The following is an 18498-nucleotide window of genomic DNA, read 5'->3' as shown; positions in this document are numbered from 1 at the left end:
CGCCATGCAGGATGACGGCTTCACCGAACGCAACCGGCGAGAGATCATCGCGATCGCCACAGCCCATTTCGCGGACAAGGGCTTCGCAGGCGCCCGCGTGGACGAGATCGCCGCCGCGACCGCCACGTCGAAGCGGATGATCTACTATCACTTCGGCAGCAAGGAAGCGCTCTATCGCGCGGTCCTCACTGAAGCCTATCGCGGCATACGCTCGGCCGAACTCGCCGCCGGGCTGGACGACATGCCCGCGATCGATGCCCTGGCGCGGCTGACGGAACTGACGTTCGACTACCACTACGAGCACCCGGAACTCGTGCGACTGGTGATGGACGAGAACATGCGACACGCCCCGCATGTCGGCGAAGTGGTCGAGACGTACAACGAAACGGTACTGCCCGGCACCCGCGCCCTTATCGAACGCGGCGTCGCCGAGGGCACGTTCCGCCCGGGGCTGGACCCGGTCGACCTGCATATGACGATCAGCGCGCTGTCGTTCTACTTCGTGTCCAACCGCTATACGTTTGCGACCATCTTCAAGGTCGATACCACCAGCCCGGCGGCTGCGGCGAAGCGTCGCGAGCAGGTGGTCGCCAACGTCATCGCCTACTGCCGGGCCAGCTAACGCCTGCCTCGCCGGAAGAACGGGCGGAAGACAAAGCCTCCGCCCGTCGATCATACCGCGATCACGCGCTCGCCATCTGCCCGGCTTCCTCGAGCAGGGCAGCGACTTCCTCCGGGTCGCCGAGGACGACGCCGATGCGCTGGTGGAGGCCGGTCGGCTTGGCATCCATGATGCGCGCCTCGCCGTCGATGGCGGTGCCGCCGGCCTGCTCGATGAGGAAGCTCATCGGATTGGCTTCGTAAAGCAGGCGCAGGCGCGCCTTGCCGGGCTTGCGGTGGTCGGAAGGGTAGAGGAACACGCCGCCGCGCTTGAGAATGCGGTGGATGTCCGCCACCATCGAGCCCGTCCAGCGCATGTTGTACTCACCCGCCAGCGGGCCTTCCTCGCAGCCGACGCGGGCATCGACGTAGCGCCGGATGGCCGGTGACCACTGCGCGCGGCGGGCCATGTTGATGGCGACTTCCTTGTTGCCGGATGCGATCTTCAGCGGGCCGTCGGTCATGCGCCAGGCGCCCATTTCACGGTCGAGCGTGAATTCGTAGACACCCGCCCCCAGCGTCAGCACCAACAGCGTCTGCGGGCCGTAGATCGCGTAGCCCGAGGCCACCTGCTCGCTGCCCGGCTGGAGGAAGTCCTCCTCCGTCACCTCGCGCCCGGCCGAATTCTCCGGCGCGCGCAGGACCGAGAAGATGGTGCCGACCGACAGATCGACATCGACGTTGCTCGACCCATCGATCGGATCGAACAGCAGCAGGTATTCGCCCTTGGGATAGCGGTTCGGGATGCGGTGGATGGTCTCCATCTCCTCCGACGCCATGGCCGCGAGGTGGCCGCCCCATTCGTTCGCGTCGAGCAGTATCTCGTTGGCGATGACGTCGAGCTTCTTCTGCACTTCGCCCTGCACGTTCTCCGAGCCGAGCGTGCCCAGCACGTCGCCGAGGGCGCCCTTGGAGATCGCGAAAGTCACCGACTTGCAGGCCCGGGCGACCGTCTCGATGAGGAGGCGCAGTTCGGAAGGGCAGGCGCTGTCCTCGCGCCGCTGCTGTTCGATGAGGAAGCGGGTCAGTGTGATCGGTTGCATCTTGGCCTTTCGCATGGCGCTGCGCCGGGACGGCGTATCTGAAGGTGCATGAAGAGCGGCAGGGATGCGCCGTCACGCCTCCCCCGTTTCTCCGCGACGCGGCGACCATGCGCGAAACTTGCGCAAAACGCTACTTCAACCGCACCGGGTCACGATCCGACGGAGGCAATTCGCCGCAGCGACAACTTGTCCTGTCCGGTTTTCCGGTGTTCGCGGATGCGCAAAAGAAAAGCGCGGCGGATCACCGCCGCGCGAAGATGTCTTCATCGCAGGCCCGTTCCGGCGCGCCCCCGCGAATCGGAGCGCATCACCGGCCGGGCAACTTCGCTCAGCGGGCGCTGGCGAGTTGCACGCGCGAGGGGGTGGAGGCCGTTGCCATGCGCGCTTCGATGCGGGTGCGGATGTCCGCCTTCACCGCCGCGCGGCAGTCCTGAGCCTTGCGCTCGGCCATGAGATGGACGCGGGCCATACCCTCGCCGCAGACCGAGCGGGCAGCCTGGTCCATGCGGATCGCGAGGCGCTGCTGGCCATCGGTGGTGGCAAGGTCGAGACCCTTGAGGTCAAGCATGACCTGATCGCGGGCAAAGGGGTTTTCGTCGGTCGCTGCCGAAGCCGAACCGGCAACGGTAAGGGCACAGGCGGCGAGCGCCATCAGGCCAATCTTCATCATCATCTCCTGCACACATGTCGAGGACCACTCGGACGGCGGCCGCATACGTCATAGCGCTCTGCAGGGGAACTGACAATCTACCGATATCGGCCGGATTCAGCGGCCGCGTACCACCAGTGCGAGTTCGGTGACGTGGCCGAGCAGACCGATCGGCAACTCGGCCTGCTGCGTGCCGGGCGCGTCGGCATCGCTCACGCTGACGGCGATGGTCCGCGCGATAGGGGCGGACCAGACTCGCACCGTCTGCAAGGGCAACACTACCTTCCACGCCTTGCCACCCTCGACAGTCACAGGACGGCCGTTGATGTGCACCGGGGAAGAAGGATCGGAGCGGTGGCCGGAAACTTGCAGGCAGCTACTTTCACCGCACGGCACCAGCTTCGTGGCCGGGCCGGAGGCTGCCATGGCGTTGGAGGTGCCGATCGTAAAAGACGCCGCTGCCGCCATCATGATGGCCATGCGGCGACGGTTTTCTGCGGAGAACACCTCCCGCCGCATCACGAATGCCCCTTGGGACGCGATGCGGGGACGGAGCCTACTGCCTGCGCGCGTGCCGCGATGCCGTCCCGCAGCAACCTGAGAACCGCCGCGCCCATACTGGAAGGGCGGATTTCCTTGGCTCGGAACTGGAACTTCGTGGCTTTACGCATGCTCGGCAGTCACCTTTTCCCCAGGGAAACAAAGGTGACGCGCCGCCGATCGTCACGGCAGACACAAATTTGCAATGAAGGGCATAGATTTCATCTATGCGCGAGGAATCGCCCGAATGCGGCGGAAAACCTCGTCGATGAACAGTTGCGTGGCGGTATCCCGCTCCGGCTCCGCGCGGGCGAGGAGGAAGATTTCGTACGACGGCTCGAAGTCCGCGTGCAGCAGAGGCCAGAGCAGCCCCCGCTCGATCTCCGCGCGCACCGCCGGGACAGGCAGGAAGCCGATGCCCACGCCGCAGACGATCAGCCGCCGGGCCTCGTTGATGTCCTGCGCCAGGCCCGTCACGCGCGCACCCAGCCCGTAGCGGCGGCGCAAGTGGGTGACGATCTCGATCTCGTCCTCGCCGCCGAGGACGAACGCCTCGTCCTTCAACTCGCGCGGCTGGCTGATGCGATAGCCGAACATCGGGTGGCTGCGGCCGCAGTAAAGCTGCTGGCGCTCGACGAACAGAGGTTCGTAGACCAGCCCGCCGCGCACGCTGTTATCATAGCCGATGCCGACCTCCACCTCGCCGCGTTCCAGCGCATCGAGCACCTGCCGCCAGGAGGAAACGCGGATTTCGATGCGAATGCCGGGATGGCGGCGGTGGAAGCTGGCGATGGCCTCGTCGAACTCGGCCGAGACGATGGCCGAAACGATCTGGATGCGCACGATCCCCTCGACCCGGCGGATGGCCTGCGCGATCTGGTGCGGCACGAGGCGGGCGGATTCCAGCATGTCCTCGCACAGCGCCATCATCGCCTTGCCCGCCGCCGTCATCTCGACGCCGTTCGCCGAGCGGACCAGCAAGGTGGTGCCGACGTGGTCCTCGAGCCGCTTGAGCGCAGCCGATATGCTCGGCTGCTGCTTGTTGAGTTCCCTTGCCGCCGCGCCGATCCCCCCGGCGCGCACGATGTCGACGAATGTGCGCATGAGGTTCCAGTCCACCCGGCTGGCGAATTTACGGTCGGTCAGCGGGGTGTCGTCGCTCATGGCAACAGGGGTAGCCGGTCCGAAAGCCGGGTCATAGATGCAATTTATGAAGCGCCCCTGATTGGATGGCACCCAGACGGTACTTAACGGCACCTAAGGGCCCTCTACGCCTGATCACTCTCAATTGTATCGCTGTCATCGACCCATCTTATGACCGTCCAACAGGCGAGGTCTGGAGATGGATTCCCGCCTTCGCGGAAATGACGGCGAGTGTTCAGATCAAGCAAGATCACGGGCTACCTGGCCCCCTTGCACTACTTCGCGCGCAGTACCGCGTTCGACCACCATGTCAGCGTGTGCTCGTCATGCGCCGAAGTCCAGACGCCCTTGGGGGTCCAGCGCAGCGCCCCGCTGCCCGCCGCCTTGCCCTTGCGCGCGGCGACCGTCATCGCCTTCGGGTCGATCACCGCGAAGACCTGGTCGTCGGTGGTGCGCAGCCAGACTTTGCCCGCGCCGGTATCGACGTCACCCCACTTGAGATTGTCACCGACCTTGATTCGGCCGGCCAGCGTGTTGGTCGCGGGGTCGATCCGCGCGAGGGTGCCGTCGCCCTGCTCCTGCACCCAGACGCCGCCCTCGCCCGCCGCGAGGAAGCCGGGCTCCTTGCCGAGCGGGATCTTCGCGGTGACGGTGTTGGTGGCGGTGTCGATGCGCTGGAGCGACTGTTTGGTGGCGCTCACCGCCCAGACCGCGCCGAAGCCGTAAGTCAGATACCACGTGCCCGGATCGACCGGGACCGAGGCGATCACCGCGTTGGTCGCCGGATCGATGCGGGCGACGAGGCCCTTTTCATTGTCGCTGGCGACCCAGACCGAGCCGTCGCCCGCGACCACGTTGAGTTCGCCGCTCGAGGCAATGCCGGTGGGGATGGTGGCGACGATCTTCGCGGTCTTCACGTCGATGCGCTTGACCGCCTTTTCTTCGCAGTCCGCCACCCACAGCGAGCCCGCCGTGATCGCCATCGCGCCGCAAGGGTGCGCCATCGCGACTTCGGCGAGCTTGCCTTTTCGCGACCACTGCTCGACGCGGCCCTTGTTGGTCGCCCAGACGGTCTTGCCGTCCACCGCGAGGAAATCCGCGAAGCCCGGGACCTGAATGACCTCGGGTTCTTTTGCGTGCGCAAAGGCGGGAAATGCCGCCGTGGCAGCCAGAAGCATCAGACCGAACTTGCGCATGGATTTTGCCCCTTTGGTTGCTTGGAGCCCTCTCCCCTTCAGGGGAGAGGGTTGGGAGAGGGGAATGCTCCCGCGCTGGCCCCTCTCAACTGCGGCTAGCGGGACAAGCCCGCAAGCCTTCGTATCTCTCCCCGCAAGCGGGGAGAGAGGCTTATACCTTGCTCGCGATGAAGGCGCGCCAGCCGCCCAGATGCGTAATGTCCTCCGCCCCTGTCAGCGCGCGCGGTTCGGAGACGAAGCCCTTGACGGTGGTGCCGTCCGCCAGCGTCACGTTGCCGATGGCGAGCGGCGCGGGCACGTCGACGGTGAAGCTGCCGAACTCGGCGACACCCAGTTCATAGACCTCGACCTTGATCGCGGCGCCCGCTTCGTCATGGACGAGCGCAGGCTTGGGCGGCACGCTGTCGGCGATGGCATAGAGCTTGTAGGTGGGCGCGGTCTCGAAGGCGCCGACGAATTCGGCGTCGCGGCTGGTCAGCTGCCAGTGCAGCGGCATGTCCTTCAGATGGGCGCCGACGACGGCGAGCTTCACGGTCTGCATCTTTCCCTCCAGATCAAGTGGCGGCGGCGCGGGCAAGTCCGCGACCGCGAGGTAGGCGTCGGCCGCGTCCAGCAGGGCGCGGTCGGTGTCGGCCGGGCCGATCAGGGTGATCCCGAAGCCGGTGCCATTGGCGCGGATACCGGCGGGAACGGCCAGCGCGGCCATGTCCAGCAGGTTCACGAAATTGGTGTAGAGCCCCAGGTTGCTGTTGAGCGCGATGGGCGCGGCCAGCATCTCGGAGACGCGGTAGGTGGTGCCGGTGGTGGGGAAGGCCATCATGTCGATGTCGGCCCACAGGAGGTCGGCGTGGCGCTTGAGGTCGGCCATGCGGTAGATGCCGTTGAACAGCTCGACCGCGCTCATGGCCTTGCCGGGCTCGACCACCGCACGCACGGTGGGATCGACCGCGAGCGGGTTGGCGGCGAGGATACCCTCCATCGCGGCGGTCCGCTCGGCCACCCAAGGGCCGCCGTAGAGCAGCTGCGCGGCCTCCAGCAGCGGGGCGAGGTCGATCTCGACGAGTTCGCCCAAGGTCGCCAGCTTGGCGAGCGCCTTGTCGTAAAGGTATTCGGACTCGCCATCGCCGAAGAACACCCGCTGTTCGCGGCGCGGCACACCGATGCGCCTCACGGCGAGAGGCTGGTCCGCGAGCGGCTTGGAGTAGGGATCGGCCACATCGAAGGCCGCGACCACGCCGTCCACCAGCCGGGCATCGGCGGTGTCGTCGGTAAATACCGTGATGCAGTCGATCGTGCGGCAGGCCGGGACGAGGCCGCGCGTGGACCAGCGGCCCTTGGTGGGCTTCATGCCGATCAGGTGGTTGAACGCGGCAGGCACGCGGCCCGATCCGGCGGTGTCGGTGCCGAGCGAAAAGGCCACCAGCCCCGCCGCCACCGCGACCGAGGAGCCGGAGCTGGACCCGCCGCTGACGTAGTTCAGGTTGGAGGCATTGCGCGGTATCCCGTAAGGGCTGCGCGATCCGTTGAGGCCGGTGGCGAACTGGTCGAGGTTGGTCTTGCCCACGCAGACCGCGCCCGCCGCCAGCAGCCGCTCGATCACGCCGGCATCGTCCTCGGGCTCGTAAGCGAAGGCGGGACAGGCCGCCGTCGTCTCGAACCCGGCGACGTCGATATTGTCCTTTACCGCGAAGGGCACGCCCGCCAGCGGCAGGTCCTCGCCCGCCGTGACGCGGGCGTCCACGGCAGCGGCTGCGTCGAGCAGTTCACTGCGGGTAGCGCGACTGATCCAGATCTGCGGCTGGACGGCATTGTAGGCTTCGACGCGGGCGAAGGTGTCCTCGGCCACGGCGACGGCGGTGGTCTCACCGGACTTGACGGCGGCGGCGATCCGGGTGGCGCTCAAACGGGTCATGCGTGTTTCCTAAGGGCGAGCATCGGGGCGCCGGGCTGCAGCGACTGGCCTTCGCGCATGTAGAGCGCCGAAACCGTGCCGCTGCCCGGGCTTTCCACCGCGCATTCCATCTTCATCGCTTCGAGCACCGCGATCTTGTCTCCCGCCGCGACGGTGTCGCCCGGCTGCACCAGCAGGCGGGTGACGCTGCCGCCGTAAGGCGCCTCGACTAGGTCGGAGCCCTCGGGCAGTTCGATCGCCTCTTCGGCGGGCAGGTCCGCATCGGCGAGATCGGCGGCGTGGTCGAATTCGCCGAGGCGCTCCCACTCGGCGCGTTCCTCGTCGAAGGCGGCCTTGCGGCGCTGTTCGAACTCGGCGATCCCGGCGGCGTTCTCGGCCAGGTAAGCGCGGTAGTCGGCGAGGCGGAATTCGCTCGGCTCGATCCTGAGCGCGCGGCGACCGGCGGGGAATTCGCGGCGCCAGTCGGCCAGTTCCTCCGCGCTGACTGGGTAGAAGCGGATCTGGTCGAAGAAGCGCAGCAACCAGGGCTTGCCTTCGGTGAAGGCTTCGGTCTGGCGGTAGGTGTTCCAGACCTGCACGGTGCGCCCGAACAGCTGGTAGCCGCCCGGCCCCTCCATGCCGTAGATGCACATGTAGGCGCCGCCGATGCCCACGACGTTGGGCGGCGTCCAGGTGCGCGCGGGGTTGTACTTGGTGGTGACGAGGCGGTGGCGCGGGTCCACCGGCGTCGCGACCGGCGCGCCGAGATAGACGTCGCCAAGCCCCATGACGAGGTAGTTCGCCTCGAAGATCAGGTTCTCGACCGCGGCCTGATCGGGCAGACCGTTGATGCGGCGGATGAACTCGATATTGTCCGGGCACCACGGCGCATCATCGCGCACGGTCGCCATGTACTTCTCGATCGTCTCGACGATCGCCGGATCGCGCCAGCTGAGCGGCAGGTGGACCACGCGCGAGGGGATCGTGAAGTCCTCGAGGTCGCCAAGCCGCTCCTCGGCGGCGATCAGCATGGCGAGCGCCGCCTTCTGATCCATCGCCACACCGTCGAAATGCAGCTGGAGCGAGCGGATGCCGGGCACGATGTCGATGATGCCGGGCGCGGCGAGGCGTTCCAGCTCGGTCATCAGCGCATGGACGCGGATGCGCAGTTCGATGTCGAGCACGATCGGGCCGTATTCGACGAGGATGTTGCGGTCGCCCTGCTGGCGGTAGACCGTGCGGGGACGGCCGGGGCCCCCAGAATTCTCGGCCGGAATTTCCGCGAGGATCGGCGTGAGCGTCTCCACGTCGCGCGCCGGGCTTGCTTCGGGCACCGCGCCGGTCGCCACGAAATTGCGCTGGGCAGCGTCGGCGGCTGCGGCGTCCTCGATGGTGACAGGGGCGAAGCGCAGCTTGTCGCCGGGAGCGAGCTGGCCGATCTTCCAGCGGTCCGCCGCGATCACCACGAAGGGGCACACGAACCCGCCGAGCGACGGGCCGTCGAGTCCGAGGATGATCGGCATGTCGCCGGTGAAGTCCACCGCGCCGATGGCGTAGGGGTTGTCGTGGATGTTGGAGGGGTGCAGGCCCGCCTCGCCGCCGTCAGTGCGCGCCCAGCGCGGCTTGGGGCCGATCAGGCGCACGCCGGTGCGGTTGGAGTTGTAGTGGATCTTCCACTCGGCATTGATGACCATTTCCACGTCCTCGGGCGTGAAGAAGTCCGGCGCGCCGTGCGGGCCGTAGAGGACGCGCAGGGTCCATTCGTTGCCGATCGCGGGCAGCGTGACGGCGGGCAAGGCCGCCTCGGCCGGGTCGGAGCCAAGGTGGATCGTGTCGCCCGCGAGCAGACGGCGCGCGGCGTGGCCGCCGAACTGGCCGAGTTCGAAAGTGGCGCGGCTGTCGAGGTAGGGCGCGATGTCGAGCCCGCCCGCGAACAGGATATAGCCCCGGAAACCGCCCGAGGACGCGCGGCCCATCGCCAGCGTCTGGCCTGCGGCAATGTCGATGGGAACGCCGCGTTCCACCGCCACACCGTCCAGCGTGGCGCCGAAGTCCGCACCCATCAGGCACACGCGGGCATCGGAAACGAAGGCCAGCGTCGGGCCGGTGACGGTGGCCTCAAGCCCCGCCGTGCCCTCGGGATTGCCGAGCAGGCGGTTGCCGAGGCGGAACGACTGATCGTCCATCGGACCCGAAGGCGGCACGCCCACCGCCCACAAGTGCTGGCGGCCGGGCCAGTCCTGCACCGTGGTCGCGGTGCCGCCGCTGACGACGCGGAAGGCGCGCGGGGTGAACACCACGCCGTCGAGCACCTTGGTCGAGACCTCGCCGCTGGTGAAAGCCGGGGTGCGCACCACGTCGCGCAGCCAGCGCACGTTCGTCTCGATGCCGTCCACGCGGGTGGCGTCGATCGCGCGCCGGGCGGCTTCCACCGCTTCCTCGCGGGTGGGCGCGTGGACGATGAGCTTGGCCAGCATCGGGTCGTACCACGCGCTGACGGTGCTGCCCGCCGAGCACCAGGTTTCGACGCGGATGTCGTCAGGGAATTCCAGCGCGGTCAGCGTGCCCGAAGTCGGGCGATAATCGAGCGACGGGTCCTCGGCGTAGAGACGCATCTGCACCGAATGGCCCGTCATCGTCGGCGCGGGCGCATCGAGGAAGGCGAAATCGCCCGCCGCGCCGCGTACCATCCATTCGACGAGGTCGATGCCCATCACCATCTCGGTGACGCCGTGCTCGACCTGCAGGCGGGTGTTCATCTCGAGAAAGAAGAACTCGGCGCGGTCGGCGTCGTAGAGGAACTCCACGGTGCCTGCCGACCGATACTTCGCGGCCTCGCCCAGACGCACGGCGGCGGCGTAGAGCGCGGTGCGCACGCTCTCGGGCAGCAGCGGCGCGGGCGCTTCCTCGACGACCTTCTGGTTGCGGCGCTGGAGCGAGCAGTCGCGCTCTCCCAGAGCCATGACGCGGCCCTCGCCGTCGCCGAACAGCTGCACCTCGATGTGGCGCGCGCGGCCGATGTAGCGTTCGAGGAAGACCCCGGCGTCGCCGAAGTTGCTCTGCCCCTGCCGCTTCACGGTGGCGAAACCGTCGCGCAGCTGCGCCTCGTCGGTGCAGACGCGCATGCCGATGCCGCCGCCGCCTGCGGTGGCCTTGAGCATGACCGGGTAGCCGATCGACGCGGCGGCGCTGACCGCCGCTTCCTCGTCGGTGAGCAGGTCGGTGCCCGGCGCCAGCGGCACGTCGTGCGCGGCGGCCAGCGCGCGGGCGCTGTGCTTGAGGCCGAAGGTGCGGATGTTGTCGGTGGTCGGGCCGACGAAGACGATGCCCTCCGCCGCGCAGGCCTCGGCGAACTCGACGTTTTCGGCCAGGAAGCCGTAGCCGGGGTGGATTGCCCCTGCCCCGGTCTTCTTCGCCGCGGCGATGATGGCGGGAATGTTGAGGTAGCTTTCCGAAGCCTTCGCCCCGCCGATGAACACGGCCTCGTCGGCTTCGGATACGTGGTTGGAGTTCTCGTCCGCCTCGGAATAGACCGCGACGGACTTCAGGCCCATGCCGCGCAGCGTGCGGATGATGCGGGTGGCGATCGCGCCCCGGTTCGCGATCAGGACGGTGTCGAAGCTCATGCGGTGACGATCATCCGGACTGGAGTGGGGTTGAAGCCGTTGCAGGGGTTGTTGACCTGCGGGCAGTTGGAGACGACGACGATCACGTCCATCTCCGCCCGCAGGTCCACGGTCAGGCCCGGCGCGGATATTCCGTCGACGATGCCCAGCGACCCGTCGGGTTCGACAGGAACGTTCATGAAGAAGTTGATGTTGGAGACGATGTCCCGCTTGCCGCGCCCTTCGAGGAGGTTGGCCTCCAGGAAGTTCTCGACGCAGGCGTGTTCAGACTTTGTGTGATGACCGTAGCGCAAGGTATTGGATTCGCACGAGCACGCGCCGCCGATGGTGTCGTGGTAGTCGACCGAGGTGGCGGCGATGGTCATCAGCGCATTGCCCTCATTCGAAAGCAGCTTCGTGCCTTCGCGCAGGAACAGGTTGCCCTGCGCCGCGACGGTGTCCTGCGCGGAGTAGCGCTCGGCATCATCGGCGGCGGAATAGAGCAGGAAGTCGACGGCCTGATTGCCTTCAAGATCGACGATACGCAGTGTCTGCCCGGCCTTGACGTGATGCAGCCAGGGCGCTCGGGCGGGGACGACGACGTCGTGGAGAACGGTGCCGGTGAGGCCGGACATGTGAGGATCGGTGCTCATGATCGCGTGTCCCTTGTTCAGCGGCGGAAGTAGTCTTCGACGTTCTCGAAGGCGCGCAGGCCCTCGGGCGTTGCGAGGCGGATGGGGTCGTCCTCGCCCGTCACCGGGCCGCGCCATGCCGAGGCGCGCAGCGACGTCACGGTGTATTCGGGGCGCGGATCCAAAACGTGGGGGACGTTTGCGATCACCACGATCACGTCCATCTCGGCGCGCAGGATCACGGTGCGGCCGGGCGCGAAGGGGCCGACCTCGGGCGTGATCGCGCCGTCCGCCTCGATCCGCGCGCCCTTGAACAGCGTCACGCAAGGATGCACGTCGCGGCGGCCGAGGCCGTGCTTGGCCGCGCCGAGCAGGAAGCGGTCGCGGCCGCTCGGGAAGGCGCCGGAGTTGCGACCCTCGCCGTACTTCGCGAGGTTCGTCGCGGGGTTGGAGGTGCCGCAGAAGGTATCGTGCGTGCCCGCATCGTCGGCGACGATGCTCATCATCACGCGGCCCATGTCGGAGAGCAGCAGCTTGCCTTCGCCGAGATAGGCGTTCCACTGGACCTTAACCGTGTCCGCCACGTTGAGCCGTTCGGTCGGCATCTCGGCGTTGAACAGCAGGATCGAGGCGCAGGCGTCGCCCTTCCCGTCGATCAACCGCAACCGGGAGCCGCGCGTCAGCCGCCGCGTGGCGTAGCCGCCCGCCGCGATCGTTTCCTCCCACACGAGGTCGGCGGCATCGACGCCCTCGGGCAGATCGCCCGCCACGGGAGGCAGCACCGGCATGCTCTCGACCACGGTGCCGCCCTGGGCACGCGCATGGTCTCGGGCTGCGAGCGGATCGGCCAATGTTTCGGTCATGAATGCGCTCCGATATTCTTGAAGTCGTCTCCGCTCTGGTCGTAGAGCGGCGGCAGGAGGGCGGTGGTGGTGACCAGCTCAAGCTGCTGCACCCCGCGCACCCGGCGGATGGCGTCGCACAGTTCCTTCAGCCGCACGGCCGGACCCTGCACGAGAAGAACTTCGAGGGACTGGTCGTCCTCCAGCACGACATGCTGCGAGGAGATCACTTCCTTCAGGTAACTGGCTTGCGTCTGGGAGAGCTGGTGCCGCACGCGGCCCCGCTCGCTGCGGTAGACGAGGGTGATGGTGCCCGCGAGCATCTCCTCGGGCCGCATCAGCGAACCGTGCTCGGCCAGAGCATGGCGGATCAGTTCGGCGATGAGCTGGGAGCGGGAAGGCAGGCCGCGTTCCGCCACCATCATGTCGAGCTGTCTGAAGAGGTCTGCCGGAAGGCTCATGCTGAGCCGAGCCAGGCTTGCGGAGTCTGTGCCCATGCCCATTCTCTTTTCAGGTATTACGATTTACGTCAATCGTAATATTTAAACTAATTACATTCTTTCTTTTCCGTCATCCCCGCGAAGGCGGGGACCCATCTGATGACTGTGCAACAGGCACCTTCAGGAGATGGATTCCCGCCTTCGCGGGAATGACGGAAAAAGGGTAGACGCGATCACCCGGCAGTCTCCTCTTCCGTCTCTTCCGCCCGCTCGCGCATCGGCAGGTCGTAGACGACCGTGGCTCCAAATCGGTGCGGCGCGTGCGGATCGTGGCGGCGCTTGTCGAGCGCAAGGACGCGCGTGCCCAGCGAGAATGCCTCGCGAATGTCGTGCGTCACCATCACGATCGTCAGCGAATACTTGCGCCACAGATTGCGGATGAGCGCGTGCATGTCGGCACGAATACCGGGGTCGAGCGCGCCGAACGGCTCATCGAGCAGCAGGATGCGCGGCCGCTTGACCAGCGCCTGCGCGATGGCAAGGCGCTGCTGCATGCCGCCCGACATCTGCGCGGGGTAGAGGTCGAGGCTATGGCCGAGGCCCACCGCCGTCAGCATCTCGGTCGCCTCCTCGACGGCGGCGCGGCGGGCGCTGCCGAACAGGCGGCCGAGCACCGGGGCCTTCTCGCATTCCAGCCCGAGGATCGTGTTGCGCAGCGCGGAGAGGTGCGGGAACACCGAATAGCGCTGAAACACGACGCCGCGATCCGGTCCGCATTCGGGTTTGAGCGGCGTGTCGTCGAGGGTGATGACGCCTCGGCTCGGCCCCTCCTGTCCCAGTATCAGGCGCAGGAAACTGCTTTTGCCCGCGCCCGAAGGGCCGACGATGGAGACGAAGGCGCCTTCCTCGATGTCGAGGTTCAGCTTTTCGATGATGATCCGGTCGCCGTATTCGACCCAGACGTCGCGGAAGCTCAGGAGCGTGCTCAATGGCTTTCTCCATGTGCCCAGGGAAACAGCCGGTGGCTGAGGAAAGTCAGCGCCATATCCATCGCGATGGCCAGCAGCGCGATCCACGCGACGTAAGGCAGGATCACGTCCATCGAGAGGTAGCGGCGCACGAGGAAGATGCGGTAGCCGAGCCCGACGTCGGACGCGATCGCCTCGGCCGAGATCAGGAACACCCAGGCCGGGCCGAGTGCGAGGCGGATGGCGTGAAGCAGGCGCGGCATGGCTTGCGGCAGGGCGACGCGGATCATCACCTGCCAACTGTTGGCGCCCAGCGTCAGCGCCTTGATCACCTGCTCCCGAGGAAGCGCGGAGACGTGGGCGGCGATGTCGCGGATCATGACCGGCGCGATGCCGATGACGATCAGCGCGACCTTGGAGGTTTCGCCGAGGCCCAGCGCGATGAACAGGATCGGCAGGAGCGCAATCGGCGGGATGACCGCGATGCCGGTGACCAGCGGGCCGAACGTCGCGCGCACCGGCGGCAAGACGCCGAGCGCAAGGCCCACCACCAGCGCCATCAGCGTCGAGATACCAAGGCCGATGCCAAGGCGCTGCAGGCTCGCCATGGTATCCGCCCAGAACACCAGCTGGCCGGTGAGCTGGTCGGGCACGAAAAGCAGCGCCGACATGCTCTCGGCCATGGAGCCTGGCAGCGGCAGGATCTTGTCGGCCGGGTTCACCGCATGGCGGCTCGCGGCCATGACGATGTAGACCAGCAGGAGCAGCAGGATCGGAACTGCGCCGAGAAGCACCCGCCCCCCTCGCCCGACCTGACGATTCACCCAGCGCATTGTCGTGATCCCACCTGTGGAGTGTTGTTTTTATCCCGACCCGTCATCGCGACCCTCGCGCAATGATGGACGGTTCTAGAGCTTGCCGTCGGCGGCCATCTTCATGAAGCTGTCGTCGAAGCGCAAGGTAACGTGCTGCGCATCACCCAGCGTCTTGCCGCCGGGGAACGACATGCCCACCGCGTCGGCCGAACTGGCGCCCTTGAACAGCCCCTTGGAGAAGCTGAAGTCCCGCACGCGGGTCATCGTGGTGACGAGCGCCGGCGCGTCGGTCGCGGCGACGGCTGCCTTGGCGTCGGAGTAGAGGAAGGTCGTGCTGAGCTGGCTGTCGAACGCTTCCGGCGTCGCACCCGCGAGCTTGGCCATCGCCGCGCGGGCGGCCTTGCCCTCGGCGTCCTGGCGCGTCATCAGCGCGGTCGTCTCGTACCAGATGCCCGCCAGCGCCTTGCCGAGATTGGGGTTGGCCTTGAGCGTGGCGGTATCGACGCAGAGCAGGTCGAGGATCTCGCCCGGAATATCGGCCGAGCTGAACACCAGCTTCGCGCCCGGCTGCGCCTTCATCGCATTGAGCTGCGGGTTCCACGCCACCGCGACCTTGACGTCGGGGCTGGCGAAGGCGCCGACGATGTCGGCATCGCCGGTGTTGACCGTTTTCACGTCCCGCAGCTGCATGCCGACCGAGTTCAGCCCGCGCGCCAACAGGTAGTGCGACACCGAAAGCTCGACGAGATTGACCGACTGGCCCTTGATCGTCTTGAGGTCGCCGCCCTTCATCAGGATGCCGTCGTTGCCGTTGGAATAGTCACCGACGATGATCGCGCTGGTGTCCTTGCCACCCGCCGCCGGGATCGTCAGCGCATCCATGTTGGCGACGGTGACGCCGTCCAGCTTGCCCGCAGTGTACTGGTTCACCGACTCGACGTAGTCGTTGACCTGGACGATGTTGATCTTGAGCCCGTACTTGTCGGCCCACTTCTTCACGATGCCGGCCTGCTGGGCATAGGGCCAGGGCATCCAGCCCGCGTAGATCGACCATCCGATGTTGAATTCGGTACGCTTGGGCGCTTCGCTCGGCGCCTGCGAGCAGGCGGCGGTGAGAAGTACTGCCGGCATCGCGGTGGCCATCAACGCGGCCTTGGCAATGCTGCGGATCGATACGATCATGACTCGGTCCCCTTTCGCAGTGCAACATTGCTGCGATTCGGGTCCTTGTCCATCGAAAATTATTACGGTGCGCGATTTTTGTAATACTTGCGCACACCATTGCCCTTGTGCATCATACGCGAGTCTTCAAGCCGCCACTTCGTCCTTCGGCTGCGGCTTGCGCGGGGTTTCGGCAACCTTTGCGGCGACTTCGTCCTGCTCGTGAAGCGGCGGCAGAAGCGCGGTGGTCGTAACCAACTGCAGCTGGTGAACGCCGCGAATGGCGCGCAGGGCGTCGCACAGTTCCTTCAGCCGCTCGGCCGGGCCCTGCACCAGCAGGACTTCCATCGACTGGTCGTCCTCGAGGAAGACGTGCTGCGAGGAGATCACTTCCTTCAGGTACTCCGCCTGGCTCTGTGCCAGCTGGTGGCGCACCCTCCCCTTGTCGCCCCGGTAGACCAGCGTGATCGTGCCCGCGAGCATCTCTTCCGGCCGGGTCAGAGCCTCATGCTCGGCAAGGGCGTGGCGGATCAGTTCGGCGATCAGCTGCGAGCGCGAGGGCAGCCCGCGCTCCTCCACCATGGCATCCAGCTGGCGGAACAGGTCTGCGGGAAGGCTCATGGAGAGCCGGGCAAGACTGGCGGGATCGGTGCTCAAGCGGCGCCCTTTCTGGAACAACAACAGCCCTCCCCTATACCAACCTTGCCGCCGATGACAGCAGCAGTTGGAGGCGCAGTCGGCGGTGGAGTGATACTCTCATCGCACAAAAATAATACCGTTGTCACGTTTCGTAATATCGATAAGCTGACCCGAGATCGAGCCGGTGTTCACCCGCTCGCAGCCAGTGTGGGGGCATTTCTTGGCACAGAGTCCTACCCGTAGCACGGGGTTTTCCGGCAGTTCGCAGGCCGCCACCGGGCGCGCCTATCCCAACGGTAACCCGGCGCTGGGGTACAATCCACCCGGCGTGCGTAATACCGACAGCGCCGTGCCGCTCCACCGCAGCAAGCCGGTCACGCACGACTATGCCTGCGATGGCCCCGCGGCGGGCAGCCTGTCGTTCCGCTGGACTTACGGCTCCAACGTCGCGGCGAAGAACCGCGATCCGCGCGTGCAGGTGGTGCAGTACAACGAGGATACCTTCGTGCTGCGCCAGAACGTGTGCGTCCACTGGGAGGCGCCTTTCACATACCTGCTGTTCGGCAACAAGGGCGCGCTGCTGATCGACACCGGCGCCACCGCCAATGCCGCGCATTACCCTCTGCGCGAGACTGTTGACGCGATCATCGCGCGCTGGGCAAAGGCGCGCGGGCGCACGAAAGTGCCGCTGACCGTCGCGCTCACCTCGGCCGAGGACATCGCGCAGAACCAGGGCCTCGTGCAGTTCGCCGACCGGCCGGACACCACGATCGTCCCCAAGCCGCTGGCGCTGATGCAGAAGACCTACGGCATCGCGAACTGGCCTTCGGGCACCGGCAGGATCGACCTCGGCGACCGCGTGATCACGGTCGTCCCGACCCCCGGCACGCATAAGGACGGGGTCAGCTTCTACGACCCCTACTGCGACCTGCTGTTCACCGGCGACCTGCTGTTCCCCGGCAAGATCAACATCGGCAACGACACCGATTTCGTCGCCTCGCTGGAAAGGCTCAAGGCTTTCGCCGCCGCCAATTCGGTGAAGTGGCTGCTGGGTGGACACATCGAGATGATGTTCGTGCCGGGCAAGTATTATGCCCGCTTCACCACCTACAAGCCTTACGAGCGGGTGCTGGAAATGACGCCCGACCTGATCGACGACGCGCTGCAGCACGCGCGCGAGATCAAGGGCAAGGACATGATGCTGATCCGCCCGGACTTCGCGCTGTTCAACGGCGTCAGTCCCGACCAGCGTACTTCGGTCTGGCCGGAAGGCGTGCCGAACATCAACCCGCCCCGCCCGTTCTGAGTTAAGGAAACCGCACCGTGGATCGCCGCTCTTTCCTGACCTACAACGCCGCCATCGCCGCCGTGCCGCTGACCGGCGCCGCGCTGACCGGGCTGTCCGACGCCGCCTCTGCCGCGACACGCCCGCCGCCGATCGACTTCAAGGCCAACCTGCCCGCGACCGGCACTTTCCCGGACAAGTGGATCTGCGGCTCGTCGTCCTGCATGGACAACACCGATCCGCCGGTGCAGGTCCACTGGTACAACCCGCACACCGCGATCCTGCGGCAGAACAAGGCCTATAGCTACGAGGCACCCTTCGCGCCGCTCTACTTCGGCAACGACCGGGTGCTGTTGCTCGACGAGGGCTTCGTGCAGCTGCGCAACGACTGGGACCTGCGCGGCGTCGTAGACCAGTGCATCGACGAGTGGTGCGCCCGCAACGGCCGCGATCCGGCCAGCCTCGAACTGCTGGTGGCGTTCAGCCATCTTCACGCCGACCACTACGCCGCGACCAACCAGTTCGCCGACCGCCCCAATACCCGCTACATGGGCCTCACGCACGAGGAGATGGTCGGCTTCTGGGGCATGACCAATTTCCCCGAGGAGCGCGTGACCCTCGACCTCGGCGGGCGCGAGATACTGATCTGGGGCTCGCCGGGGCACGTCGTTTCCGAGTTCGCGTACTACGACAGCTACACGCAGATCCTCTATACCGGGGACATGTTCTATCGCGGCCGCTGCTACATCAGCTTCTGGGAGCCGTGGTACGACAGCATGAAGCGCCTCATCGAGTTCTGCGACACGCATCCCGTCACGCACGTCATGGGCTGCCACGTCGAGATCAGCAAGGATGGCGAGGACTACGCCTACGGCATGACGTACCAGCCCGACGAGGCCCCCGTGCAAATGACCGTGCAGCAACTGCGCGAGGCCTGGGCCTACGCGCAGAAGATCACCGAGCCCGGCATCTACTTCACCGGCACCGTC

18 protein-coding genes are annotated in these 18498 nt (G+C 66.6%); 3 read left to right on the top strand and 15 right to left on the bottom strand.

Annotation, left to right across the window (positions count from 1 at the left end; genetic code table 11):
- Positions 1-4: 4 nt before the first annotated feature.
- Positions 5-622, top strand: coding sequence for a TetR/AcrR family transcriptional regulator (locus ACYPYD_RS10035; protein WP_036525054.1), 618 nt, complete (start codon positions 5-7; stop codon positions 620-622).
- Positions 623-683: 61 nt separating this feature from the next.
- On the opposite strand, the gene ACYPYD_RS10030 is transcribed toward ACYPYD_RS10035, so the two are convergent.
- The 15 genes from ACYPYD_RS10030 to ACYPYD_RS09960 all read right to left on the bottom strand — a co-directional run bounded on the left by ACYPYD_RS10030 (position 684) and on the right by ACYPYD_RS09960 (position 16206).
- Positions 684-1703: a class 1 fructose-bisphosphatase gene (locus ACYPYD_RS10030; protein WP_036525317.1), complete on the bottom strand. Its 1020-nt coding sequence runs from the start codon at positions 1701-1703 to the stop codon at positions 684-686.
- 328 nt (positions 1704-2031) lie between these two features.
- A complete protein-coding gene (locus ACYPYD_RS10025; protein WP_008831935.1) occupies positions 2032-2370 on the bottom strand; it encodes a UrcA family protein in 339 nt (112 codons plus the stop codon).
- A 99-nt stretch (positions 2371-2469) separates the two neighbouring features.
- Complete coding sequence (locus ACYPYD_RS10020; RefSeq protein WP_008831936.1) at positions 2470-2871, bottom strand: hypothetical protein; 402 nt, start codon at positions 2869-2871, stop codon at positions 2470-2472.
- Positions 2871-3023 (bottom strand): hypothetical protein, encoded by a 153-nt coding sequence (locus ACYPYD_RS10015; protein ID WP_172705143.1) that lies wholly within the window; start codon positions 3021-3023, stop codon positions 2871-2873. The genes ACYPYD_RS10020 and ACYPYD_RS10015 overlap by 1 nt, the downstream gene beginning before the upstream one ends.
- A gap of 94 nt (positions 3024-3117) precedes the next feature.
- Entirely contained in the window at positions 3118-4056 is a 939-nt protein-coding gene (locus ACYPYD_RS10010) for a LysR family transcriptional regulator (protein WP_008831937.1), read from the bottom strand.
- Positions 4057-4310: 254 nt separating this feature from the next.
- Positions 4311-5231 (bottom strand): Vgb family protein, encoded by a 921-nt coding sequence (locus ACYPYD_RS10005; protein WP_459662969.1) that lies wholly within the window; start codon positions 5229-5231, stop codon positions 4311-4313.
- Positions 5232-5382: 151 nt separating this feature from the next.
- Positions 5383-7143, bottom strand: coding sequence for an allophanate hydrolase (gene atzF / locus ACYPYD_RS10000; RefSeq protein ID WP_459662968.1), 1761 nt, complete (start codon positions 7141-7143; stop codon positions 5383-5385).
- Positions 7140-10748, bottom strand: a complete 3609-nt coding sequence (uca, locus tag ACYPYD_RS09995) for an urea carboxylase (RefSeq protein ID WP_459662967.1) — start codon at positions 10746-10748, stop codon at positions 7140-7142. Before uca ends, atzF begins: the two co-directional genes overlap by 4 nt.
- Positions 10745-11380: an urea amidolyase associated protein UAAP2 gene (locus tag ACYPYD_RS09990; RefSeq protein WP_211151585.1), complete on the bottom strand. Its 636-nt coding sequence runs from the start codon at positions 11378-11380 to the stop codon at positions 10745-10747. The genes uca and ACYPYD_RS09990 overlap by 4 nt, the downstream gene beginning before the upstream one ends.
- A 17-nt stretch (positions 11381-11397) precedes the next feature.
- Positions 11398-12222 carry an urea amidolyase associated protein UAAP1 gene (locus ACYPYD_RS09985; protein WP_289357113.1) on the bottom strand — a complete coding sequence of 275 codons (825 nt, stop codon included), beginning with the start codon at positions 12220-12222 and terminating at the stop codon, positions 11398-11400.
- On the bottom strand, positions 12219-12698 hold the full coding sequence (locus ACYPYD_RS09980; RefSeq protein WP_197524482.1) for a CopG family ribbon-helix-helix protein: 480 nt from the start codon (positions 12696-12698) through the stop codon (positions 12219-12221). Before ACYPYD_RS09980 ends, ACYPYD_RS09985 begins: the two co-directional genes overlap by 4 nt.
- A 176-nt stretch (positions 12699-12874) precedes the next feature.
- Positions 12875-13630 (bottom strand): ATP-binding cassette domain-containing protein, encoded by a 756-nt coding sequence (locus tag ACYPYD_RS09975; RefSeq protein ID WP_211151582.1) that lies wholly within the window; start codon positions 13628-13630, stop codon positions 12875-12877.
- Positions 13627-14442 (bottom strand): ABC transporter permease, encoded by an 816-nt coding sequence (locus tag ACYPYD_RS09970; RefSeq protein WP_211151581.1) that lies wholly within the window; start codon positions 14440-14442, stop codon positions 13627-13629. Before ACYPYD_RS09970 ends, ACYPYD_RS09975 begins: the two co-directional genes overlap by 4 nt.
- A 75-nt stretch (positions 14443-14517) precedes the next feature.
- On the bottom strand, positions 14518-15606 hold the full coding sequence (locus ACYPYD_RS09965) for a putative urea ABC transporter substrate-binding protein (protein WP_459662965.1): 1089 nt from the start codon (positions 15604-15606) through the stop codon (positions 14518-14520).
- A 126-nt stretch (positions 15607-15732) separates the two neighbouring features.
- Positions 15733-16206: a CopG family ribbon-helix-helix protein gene (locus ACYPYD_RS09960; protein ID WP_459663005.1), complete on the bottom strand. Its 474-nt coding sequence runs from the start codon at positions 16204-16206 to the stop codon at positions 15733-15735.
- 238 nt (positions 16207-16444) lie between these two features.
- Between ACYPYD_RS09960 and ACYPYD_RS09955 the strand changes: the two genes are divergently transcribed.
- Together ACYPYD_RS09955 and ACYPYD_RS09950 are read left to right on the top strand one after the other, a co-directional pair.
- Positions 16445-17530: an MBL fold metallo-hydrolase gene (locus ACYPYD_RS09955; protein WP_459662963.1), complete on the top strand. Its 1086-nt coding sequence runs from the start codon at positions 16445-16447 to the stop codon at positions 17528-17530.
- 17 nt (positions 17531-17547) lie between these two features.
- Positions 17548-18498 (top strand): MBL fold metallo-hydrolase (locus ACYPYD_RS09950; RefSeq protein WP_459662961.1); only part of this gene is annotated, 951 nt, incomplete at its 3' end.

The sequence above is a fragment of the Novosphingobium sp. 11B genome (assembly GCF_054589055.1).
This window is presented reverse-complemented; position numbering and strand designations above follow the sequence as displayed.